The organism is Streptomyces sp. NPDC059455 (assembly GCF_042750115.1).
Lineage (GTDB): Bacteria > Actinomycetota > Actinomycetes > Streptomycetales > Streptomycetaceae > Streptomyces > Streptomyces endocoffeicus.
The window spans coordinates 13,091-22,278 of sequence record NZ_JBHYVB010000189.1 but is presented as its reverse complement, the minus strand read 5'-3'; the positions used below and the strand labels follow the sequence as shown (position 1 = coordinate 22,278).

Genomic DNA, 9,188 nt, shown 5'->3' with positions numbered 1-9,188 from the left:
CCCCCGGCCGCCACCCGCTACCGCACCGCCCCCGATCTCCTCGCGGCCGCGGACGAGTAAACCGACACACCGACAAGTTGATTCTTTACGGCTTCACAAGGCGAAAAATGTGACAAACGCGCTGCCGAAGTCCGCCCAGCCGGGCGCCACCAAGGCGATGCAGGAGATCTACAACGCCGAGGACCGCGCCCACGCCGAGAAGGCGATCGCCGCGTTCGCCAAGACGTACGGGGCGAAGTTCCCCAAGGCCGTCGCGAAGATCACCGATGACGCCGAGGAGCTGCTGGCGTTCTACGACTTCCCGGCCGAGCACTGGATCCACCTGCGTACGACAAATCCCATCGAATCTACCTTCTCGACCGTGAAGCTCCGGACCAAGGTCACCCGCGGCGCGGGTAGCCCCGCCGCCGCCCTGGCGATGGTGTTCAAGCTGGTCGAGTCCGCTCAGGAACGCTGGCGGGCCATCACCGGAGCCCACCTCGTCGCCCTCGTCCGCGCCGGCGCCCGCTTCGAACGCGGCCACCTCGTGGAGCGGCCCGAGGTGGCAGTCGCATGACACGGCCCCACCACGACGCTGCCGACCGATGGCTCCCAGGTGGCGGGCCTGGGTCACCAGGGGATCGGTCCGGTGTCGCGACGGTAGGAGCCCGTCTCGGCGCGATCACCGAGGGTGGCCAATTCGCAGATGACCCGGGCACCTTCGGCTGCGGTCCGCTCGACTCCGGGGATCCCCTTGGTGAAGTCGGTGCGGCAGGGGCCCGGATCGGCGGCGTTGACGAGGATCCCATCGGGACGCAGTGCCTTCGCGTACTGCAGCGTCACTTGGTTGAGGGCGGTTTTGGAAGCCGGGTAGCCCAAGAGCCCGGGCATGTTGGCGAAGTAGTGACCGGGATCGCTCATGCGGGCCAGCGATCCGACGCTGGAGGACACGTTCACGATGCGACCGGATGGCGAGCGCCGAAGCAGCGGGATCATTGCCTCGGTCACCGCGATCACGCCGAACACATTGGTGGTGAAGACCGCACGGACCGCGTCCAGGTCGACGTGGCCGGCAACCTGGAGACCCGGGTCGCCGGCGATGCCGGCGTTGTTCACCAGGACGTCCAGCCGCCCGTACTCGTGGTCCACCCATGCGGCTGCAGCGGCGATCGATGCGGCGTCGTCAACGTCGAGTCCTACGGCCACGACGTCACCGCCACGAGCACGCATCGAACGGACGGTCTCATCCACGCTCTCTGGGTTGCGGACCCCCAGGAGTACCCGCATCCCTCGATCGGCGAGGCCGTTGACGACCTCGAGCCCGATGCCGCGCCCTCCACCGGTGACCAGGGCAAGCGTCTTGTCGTCGTTCATGCCCGCAACCTCCTACTTGGATGTTTCTTCCAATTAGTAGCCTAGCCCGAAGTGGAGTAGAGTTCCAGTTATGCCCATGCCTCAGCGTGCCGACGGACGGCGGAGACGGGAGTCGCTGCTCGATGCGGCACTCGACTCGTTCGCTGAGCATGGCCTTCTTGGTGTGGGCATCGAGCAGATCCGCAGACGAGCGGGCGCAAGCCCTTCGAGCGTCTATCACCACTTCCGCGATATCGGCGATCTGACCGCCGCGCTCTTGCTCAGGACCTTCGAGCGAGTCACAGACCACATGTACCAACGTGTCACTGCCGCGAGCACGGCCGAGGACACGGTGCGGGGCCTGGTCGATGCCTATCTCGAATGGGCTCTCGAGCATCCCAACGAGGCGCGGTTCATGTACCAGGCGATGGCCCTGGAGTTCAGCGGGGAAAGGCATCGCGAACTACTCGAGGCCAAGGCCCTACTCCAGCGACCGATCTTCGCGCGCCTGCAGGCACTCTCCCAGGCCGGCCAGCTACCTCCGTGGCCGCCGGAGCACCTCCACTCGATGCTGCTGGGAGCAGCCCACGACGCCTGTCGACACTACCTGTCAGGCGCCGAGACGGACCCGGCCTGGATGCGCACGACACTTCCCGGTGTCGCCTGGCGATCACTACAATCGGGCGAGCGGCACGGCGGCACGGAAACCGTGGCAACTACGAATCGGGACGAGACGGTCACGCCGCCTGACACACCGATCCACAGGTCTTGACTATTCCTCGGATCAACAGCTTCTGAGGCCAGCGGTGCCGTTTGCCGTGGGAAGTGAAATGGCTGTGTCTCGGACGGTCACGTTCTCCGGGTCTTCCATGCAGTTGACGGCCGGGCGTGACCGTGGAGCCGCTCGCGGTGACGCGCCACGGCGTCGTTGTTGGCGCAGCGCACGGAGCAGTAGGCGCGTCGGCCGTTGCGGGAGGTGTCGACGAATGCCAAACCGCAGTCGTGGCGCGCGCAGCGCCCCAGCCGTTCGGCGCCGGCGGAGCACACGACGTAGGCGAGGGGCCCGCCCTGGTGCCGCGGCCCGCCGGTGTTCCTCCGGGTCGCCGTCGGCCGTGTGCCGGCGCCCCCGTGGCATCAGGTGCGGGCCGGGGCCTCAACGCCGTTGGCGAGGGATGCGGCGATGCGCTCCTTGACGACGGCGATGTTCTCGCAGTCGCCGCCCGGGCGCTCGGCGATGTGCACCCGGTAGAGCTCCGCGAGGCGTTCCTCGTCGACCTCTGCGCCGAGTTGGTCCAGCAGGTGCCGCAGGACGCTGCGGCCGGAATGGCGGCCGATCAGGATCGAGCGCTCGCGGCCGAACCGGGCGGGTTCGACGTATTCGTAAGTGGCCGGGTTGCGGAGGATGCCCTGCTGGTGGATGCCCGCCGCGGTTCCGAAGGCGTAGGTCCCGAAGATCGCCTTGTTGCGGGGCTCGACCAAGCCGATGATCTCCCGCAGCGCGGTGTACGCGGGGTACATGGCGGTGAGGTCGATGTCGGTGTAGAGGCCAAGGTGGTCGCGCTTGTAGGCGAGCAGTGCGGCGACCTCCTCCAGTGGGGTGTTGCCCGCCCGTTCTCCGATACCGCCGAGGGTCGCCTGCACCTCGTCGGCGCCCGCCTGCAGCCCGGCCACGGCGTTGGCCAGGGAGAGGCCGAAGTCCTCGTGGCAGTGCGTGGCGATCTGCAATGGCGCGGGGAGCCACGTGCGGAAGGCCGAGATGAGCGCGGCGTACTGGTCGGGGGTCTGGTGGCCGGAGGTGTCGGCCACCACGAAGCAGGTTGCACCGGCCGCGGCCGACTCCTCGGCGATGGTCCGCAGCAGTTCGTATTCGCCGCGGCTGGCGTCCTCGATACCGACGGAGATTCCTTCCACGCCGAGCGAACGGGCGTACGTGACGGTGTCCACGACTTCCGCAACGCATTCCTGGCGGGTGATGCCGCGCTTGTGTTCCAGGTGGAGGTCGCTGCCGGTGGCCAGAATCTGCACCTGGTGGTTGCGTGTGCCGCCCGCTTCCACTGCCGTGTCCACGTCCTGCCGGACCGCGCGGCAGAAGGTCGTGAAGCGGGCGCGGGTGAGCTTTTCGGAGATCAGCCGCGTCGCCCGGAATTCGCTGGGCGAGGACGCGGGGAAGCCCGCCTCGATACGGTCCGCGCCGAGCGCTTCGATGCGTAAGGCCATGTCGAGCTTCTGATCGGGGTTCATGGCGTTGGCCGGGGCCTGTTCGCCGTCCCGCAAGGTGGTGTCGAACACGGCGACGCGGCGCGCGCCGTCCGCGGGTGTCCTGGACGCAGTCGTGGTCGGGATGGTGGCTGAAGTCATGGGTGCCTCATCGTCTGCTTCGTAGGTTCCGGCCGTGTCAGCCGAGGGTCAGCGGGATGCCGGGCCGGTATCCGGCAGCCCCGAGAGGGCGTCGGCGGCGATGGCGTCGGCGTCCCGGACGAAGTCCGTCCAGAAGCCGGGCCGGCTGCTGCCGCCCTGCATGAACCAGCGGGTGTGTTCCGTGGGGATGCCGAGGACGTACAGCCCGGTGTCCGGTGAGCCGTCGCGGTCCACCGGGTGGTACGGGCTGTCGGTGACGGCCACTCCCCCGGTGGTGAAGGCGTCGGCGCCCTCGCCGTTACGGTGTCCGGTCCACAGGCCGCGGGCGACGAGGTGCCGGGTCAACGGAGCGGGGTCCCGGGCAAGGTCGGGGGAGGGTATGCGGGCGTCGATCACGGTGTCGACGGCCGTCGTGGAGCCGGCGACCGCCGGCGAGGAGACCACGAAGCGGCCGAGGCGGGCGTCGGCGGCGAAGCGGGTGTGCGGCCCGGCGATTCGCAGCAAGCCGCACCGGAGGAGGGCCGAGACCTGCCGGAGCCTGTGTTGCGGGGGCCCGGCCGCGAGGAAGGCGCTGCGCGCTCCGTACCATCCGATGAAGTCGTCCCGGTGGGAGGCTGGATGGAGGCTCGCGAAGTCGACGAAGGAGCGGATGAGCGCGCGTGAATCGCGCAGCACGTCCAGGGCCGCCTTCAGTGGGGAGTCGACATTTCCCCGCTCGGCGTGGGCCAGGTCGGCGTCGATGGCCTTTGTCACGGTCTCGCGGAACACCGCCGGTCCGGCGAAGGTACGGCCTTCGAAGGGGCGTGCCAGCCGGTCGAGGTCTATCCGGGGCAGATCTCCCGCCCCGTGCCGGTCCGCGATCTTGGCGACGGCCGGCAGGCCCGCTTCCGCTGTGGCTGCTGCCTCGGCGACGAAGTCCGCCGCAGCGGCGGTGCACCCGCGTTGCCGCAGGGCCGTGGCGTAGTAGACGAGCTCGACCTCGGCCATCAGCCAGGGCAGGATGTCGGCGCGGAAATCGTAGGGGCGTCTGCCGCAGTGGCGGCGAACGCGTTCGGCTGTGAAGATCACGTGCGTGTAGCGGTGGTCCGGGTGCTTCTGGTTGCGGCCGCGGGCGGGCAGGGGCATGCCGCTGCGGGAGCCGGCGATCAGGAGGGGTTCGTCGCCGCTGGGGACGTACCGCAGCCGCCCCGGTCCGGCGTGCGCGAACGAACCGCCGCGGCCCGTGGTGAGCGCGGCCATCACGTCGTAGAAGGACAGGCCCAGGCCGAGGACTCCTACGAGGGAGCCGGCGGGGAGGGTTTCCAGCGGCATGTCGGCTGCCGAGTCACCGGCGATGTACCGCAGTCCGGGGCGGGTGGCAGCGAACTCGGCGAGTTCCTTATGCCGTCCGGTCAGTTCGGGCCGGGCGTGGCCGGTTACGAGGACCACCCGGTCGGCCCGCAGCCGTGTCCCGTCCGACAGCAGCAGGCCGTAGGCGCCGGCCGTGCGCTCCAGGTCCGTCACGGACGCGGTGATCCTGCGCAGCCGGGTGCCGGGTGGCAGTGACCGTTCCGCGGTGTCCAGCACGTAGTCCATGTAGCGGCCGTGCAGGGCGCGCGGCGCGTAGCCGTTGGGCCCAGGACAGCCGGCGGGGTCGACGGCGTTCCACCATTGGGCCAGGGACGGTCCGGCGCCGGCGCGGGCGGGGCCGTTGTCGGCTGGGCCGGAGAAGGCAGAGACCTCGCCGGCCACGGTGTTCATCAGGAACCATTCAGGCTGGTCCGGCCGCCACACGCGGCCGCTGCCCACGCGTACCGCGTCGATCAGGCTGATCTCCAGCGGGTGGGCGGGCGGGTCCCCCGCGAGCCTCGCCGCCAGCCGCTCCACCACGGACAGCCCTCGCGGACCGCTGCCGACCACCGCGATCCGGTACGGCGGGCCGGCGCCTTGTGAAAAACTTTCCACGGCATGGTGCGTCACAGAATTGTCTCCCCCGTCCGGGGGCCCGCATGCACAGCGGACACTGCGCGGCACTGCATTCCCCCGAAGCCGGTCACGATCCTAATTCGGTACAGGAGGCCGATACAATGCGGAATTGTTCATGCTTCCTGTGAATTCCGTTCATGCAGGCCCTGCGGCGGCCGACGACGGAATTCCGGATGGTACGGTCTGGGAGTCCGGCTGGCGTTTTCCTGTAGCAGCCGGGAACGGGGGCTGGGCATGGAGAAGCGGACGGACCGACGTCCCGCACTTCTGTTGATGGATTTCATCAACGAGATCGTGCATCCGGAGGGGAAGTACGCGGCAGACGGATACGCGGAACAGGTCGCCCGGCGGGGGGTGCTCGACCGCGCGGTGGAGGCGCTGGCGCTGGCCCGGGCGAAGGGCGTCCCTGTGGTGCACGTCGTGGTCGGCTTCTCCCCGCATTACGCGGAGTGGCCCGTGCGGTCGCCGGTCTTCCGCGAGGCGAAGGACGGCGGGCGGCTCGTCCTGGGCACCTGGGCGACGCGGGTGCACGACGCGCTCGCGCCCGCCCCGGGTGAGCCGGTGGTGGCGAAGCACCGGGTCAGCCCGTTCCTTGGGACGGATCTGGAACAGCTGCTGCGCGGACTGGGGTGCGACACGCTGCTCCTCGCCGGCGTCACCACCGACCTCGTGGTGCTGTCCGCCGCCCGCGAGGCGCACGACCGCGACTACGAGGTCGAGGTACTCGCGGACGCCACGGCGGCGAGGGACGACGCGCGGCACGCGGCGGCCCTGACGGTGCTGGCCGCCACCGCCACCGTCACCACGGTCGCGGAAGCCCTGGAGGGCTGAAGATCACGGAAGCGGTCGCAGCGTCACTCCGGGGCCGGTGTGAGGCAGCGGGCCCGGTGTGAGCGGTGGGCAGGGAAACAGCGAGCAGCAGCCGAGAAAGGGCGGAATCATGCCGAAGTGCGCATCGGCCCGGCTGAGTGGAATGGAGAATTCAGCCACCTATGCAATTTTCGATCTCGTACGGAATCTGCGCGCCCGGGGTACGCCCGTCATCGATCTCGGAGGCGGCGAGCCCGCGTTCGATACGCCGCGGCACATCACCGACGAGGCAGTGACCGCGCTGTACGGCGGATTCACGCACTACACGCCCAGCCGTGGGACGCCGGAACTCCTCTCCGCTATTGCAGGAAAGTTGGAGGAGGAGAACGGTGTCGCCGTCGATCCGACCCGGGACATTGTCGTCACCCCGTCCGCGAAACACGCCTTGTTCATTTCCCTGCTGACCGTGCTCGATCCCGGGGACGAGTTGCTGGTCCTCACCCCGGGCTGGGTCAGTTACGGGGCGATGGCCCGGTTGGCGGGGGCCCGTCCGGTGCCCGTTGCGCTGAGCCCGGCGGACGGGTTCCGTATCACCCGTGAGCGTCTGGAGTCTCGGGTGACCGGCCGGACCCGGGCCCTGCTGGTGAACACTCCGAACAACCCGACGGGGCGGGCCCTGTCCTCCGGGGAGGCCGCTGTCATCGCCGCCTTCGCCAAGGACCACGACCTTTTCATCGTCACCGACGAGATCTACGAGAAGATTCTTTACGACGGGACCCGTCACCTCAGCCTGGCGGCGCTTCCCGGCTGCGCGGAGCGGACACTCACGGTCAACGGCTTCTCCAAGGCGTACGCCATGACCGGCTGGCGGCTGGGCTGGGTCAGCGGGCCGGGCCGTCTGGTGGGAGAGGCGCTCAAGGCACTGCAGCACACGGTCGGCTGTGCCAGCGCCTTCGTCCAGCGCGGCGGAGCCACCGCCCTTCTCGGTCCGCAGGACGCCGTGGGGAGGATGACGGCGGAATACGCCTCCCGCCGGAAGCTGATCATCGACGGGCTGAACGCCCTGCCGGGCATTCTCTGTGCTCCGCCCGAGGGGACCTTCTACGCGTTCGCCGACATCGTCGGCACGGGCGCCGCGGACTCCACCGCGTATGCCGAGTGGCTGCTGCGGGAGGCCGGGGTGGCGGTCACTCCGGGATCCGCTTTCGGTGCCGGCGGCGAGGGCCACGTTCGGCTCTCCTTCGCTGCCTCCCGTGAGGACATCGAGGAGGCGCTGGAGCGGATGGGCAGCGCCATGGCCCGGTGGGGCTGAGCCGACCGTTTTTCGTTGCGGCACCGCCGATGGCCCACGAGGACGAGGAGAGTCCGTCGCATGGCAAGGACACTGGCGCACAAGGTGTGGGACGAGCACGTCGTAAGGCACGGCGGCGAGGGTGAGGACCTGCTCTACATCGATCTGCAACTGCTGCACGAGGTCAACACGCCGCAGGCGTTCGAGGCGCTGCACGCCGCGGGACGGACGGTACGCCGCCCGGACCTCACGCTTGGGACGGAGGATCACAACACGCCCACCCGGTCGGTCGACGCCGTCGTCTCCGACCCTTCGGGCCGTCGGCAGATGCGGCTGATGCGGGAGAACTGCGAGCGCCACGGCATTCCGCTGCACCGGCTGGGCTCCGCCGGCCAGGGCATTGTGCATGTGATCGGTCCGGAACTCGGGCTGGTCCGCCCCGGCATGACGATCGTCTGCTGCGACTCGCACACCACGACGCTCGGCGCGTTCGGAGCGCTCGCCTTCGGTATCGGTGCCAGCCAGGTCGAGCACGTGCTGGCGACGCAGACGCTGACGATGCGCCGTCTCCCCGATATGGCGGTCACGTGCACCGGCCGGCTGCGAGAGGGCGTCACGGCCAAGGATCTGATGCTGGCGCTGATCGCCCGGATCGGCACCGCGGGTGGTCAGGGACACGTCGTGGAGTACCGGGGCGAGGCGGTCGCCGGCCTCTCGATGGAGGGCCGGATGACCTTGTGCAACATGTCCGTCGAGGCCGGGTCCAAGGCCGGGCTGATCGCTCCGGACGACACCGCGTTCGCGTCTCTGCGGGACCGCCCGGGGATGCCGCAGGGGGCCGGCTGGGACGCCGAGGTGGCGTACTGGAAGGGGCTGCGCAGCGACGACGGGGCGCGATTCGCACGAGAGGTGACCCTGGATGCGGGTGCGATCGGCCCGTACGTCTCCTGGGGCACCAACCCGGGGCAGAGCGTTCCGCTCGACGGCCGGGTGCCCGGCAGTGACCGGTTCGCCGACGCGGCCGAACGCGCGGCGGCCGAGCGTGCCCTGGAGTACATGGGGCTGCGGCCGGGCACCGCCATGCGGGACGTCCGTATCGACACGGTCTTCCTCGGTTCCTGCACCAACGGCCGGATCGAGGACCTGCGGGCCGCCGCTGAGGTGCTGCGCGGCCGCCGGGTCGCGGACGGGCTCTCCATGGTCATCGTCCCCGGCTCGGCCGGTGTGCGGCGGCAAGCCGTCGCCGAAGGGCTGGACCGGGTCTTCACCGAAGCCGGCGCGGACTTCCGGGCGGGGGCCGGCTGCTCGATGTGCGCCGCGCTCAACGAGGACCGGCGGCGGCCCCGCGCACGGGGCGCCGACACCCCCAACCGCCACATAGTGTGCCGGCAGGGCCAGGTGTCACCTGCACAGAAAGGGGAGCCGACCGTAG

The 9,188-nt window shown here is 69.8% G+C and carries 8 protein-coding genes and 1 pseudogene; 5 read left to right on the top strand and 4 right to left on the bottom strand.

Annotation, left to right across the window (positions count from 1 at the left end):
* Positions 1 to 94 precede the first annotated feature (94 nt).
* A pseudogene (locus ACFXB5_RS42265) lies at positions 95 to 556 on the top strand (transposase); the annotation flags it as partial.
* A gap of 53 nt (positions 557 to 609) precedes the next feature.
* Here ACFXB5_RS42265 and ACFXB5_RS42260 read toward each other — a convergent pair.
* On the bottom strand, positions 610 to 1,353 hold the full coding sequence (locus tag ACFXB5_RS42260) for an SDR family NAD(P)-dependent oxidoreductase (protein WP_362312694.1): 744 nt from the start codon (positions 1,351 to 1,353) through the stop codon (positions 610 to 612).
* Between the two features lie 70 nt (positions 1,354 to 1,423).
* Here ACFXB5_RS42260 and ACFXB5_RS42255 point away from each other — a divergent pair, with 70 nt between their 5' ends.
* Positions 1,424 to 2,104 (top strand): TetR/AcrR family transcriptional regulator, encoded by a 681-nt coding sequence (locus tag ACFXB5_RS42255; protein ID WP_385218847.1) that lies wholly within the window; start codon positions 1,424 to 1,426, stop codon positions 2,102 to 2,104.
* A gap of 77 nt (positions 2,105 to 2,181) precedes the next feature.
* Here the strand turns inward: ACFXB5_RS42255 and ACFXB5_RS42250 are convergent, their stop codons facing one another.
* The 3 genes from ACFXB5_RS42250 to ACFXB5_RS42240 form a co-directional block, all read right to left on the bottom strand.
* A complete protein-coding gene (locus tag ACFXB5_RS42250; protein ID WP_385218845.1) occupies positions 2,182 to 2,379 on the bottom strand; it encodes a CGNR zinc finger domain-containing protein in 198 nt (65 codons plus the stop codon).
* A gap of 87 nt (positions 2,380 to 2,466) precedes the next feature.
* On the bottom strand, positions 2,467 to 3,690 hold the full coding sequence (locus tag ACFXB5_RS42245) for a LeuA family protein (RefSeq protein ID WP_385218844.1): 1,224 nt from the start codon (positions 3,688 to 3,690) through the stop codon (positions 2,467 to 2,469).
* A 48-nt stretch (positions 3,691 to 3,738) separates the two neighbouring features.
* Positions 3,739 to 5,634, bottom strand: coding sequence for an FAD/NAD(P)-binding protein (locus ACFXB5_RS42240; RefSeq protein ID WP_385218842.1), 1,896 nt, complete (start codon positions 5,632 to 5,634; stop codon positions 3,739 to 3,741).
* A 294-nt stretch (positions 5,635 to 5,928) separates the two neighbouring features.
* On the opposite strand from ACFXB5_RS42240, the gene ACFXB5_RS42235 reads away from it, so the two are divergent.
* The 3 genes from ACFXB5_RS42235 to leuC all read left to right on the top strand — a co-directional run.
* Positions 5,929 to 6,486, top strand: coding sequence for a cysteine hydrolase (locus tag ACFXB5_RS42235; protein WP_385218840.1), 558 nt, complete (start codon positions 5,929 to 5,931; stop codon positions 6,484 to 6,486).
* A gap of 142 nt (positions 6,487 to 6,628) precedes the next feature.
* A complete protein-coding gene (locus ACFXB5_RS42230) occupies positions 6,629 to 7,777 on the top strand; it encodes a pyridoxal phosphate-dependent aminotransferase (protein WP_385218838.1) in 1,149 nt (382 codons plus the stop codon).
* 60 nt (positions 7,778 to 7,837) lie between these two features.
* Positions 7,838 to 9,188 (top strand): 3-isopropylmalate dehydratase large subunit (gene leuC / locus ACFXB5_RS42225; protein WP_385218836.1); only part of this gene is annotated, 1,351 nt, incomplete at its 3' end.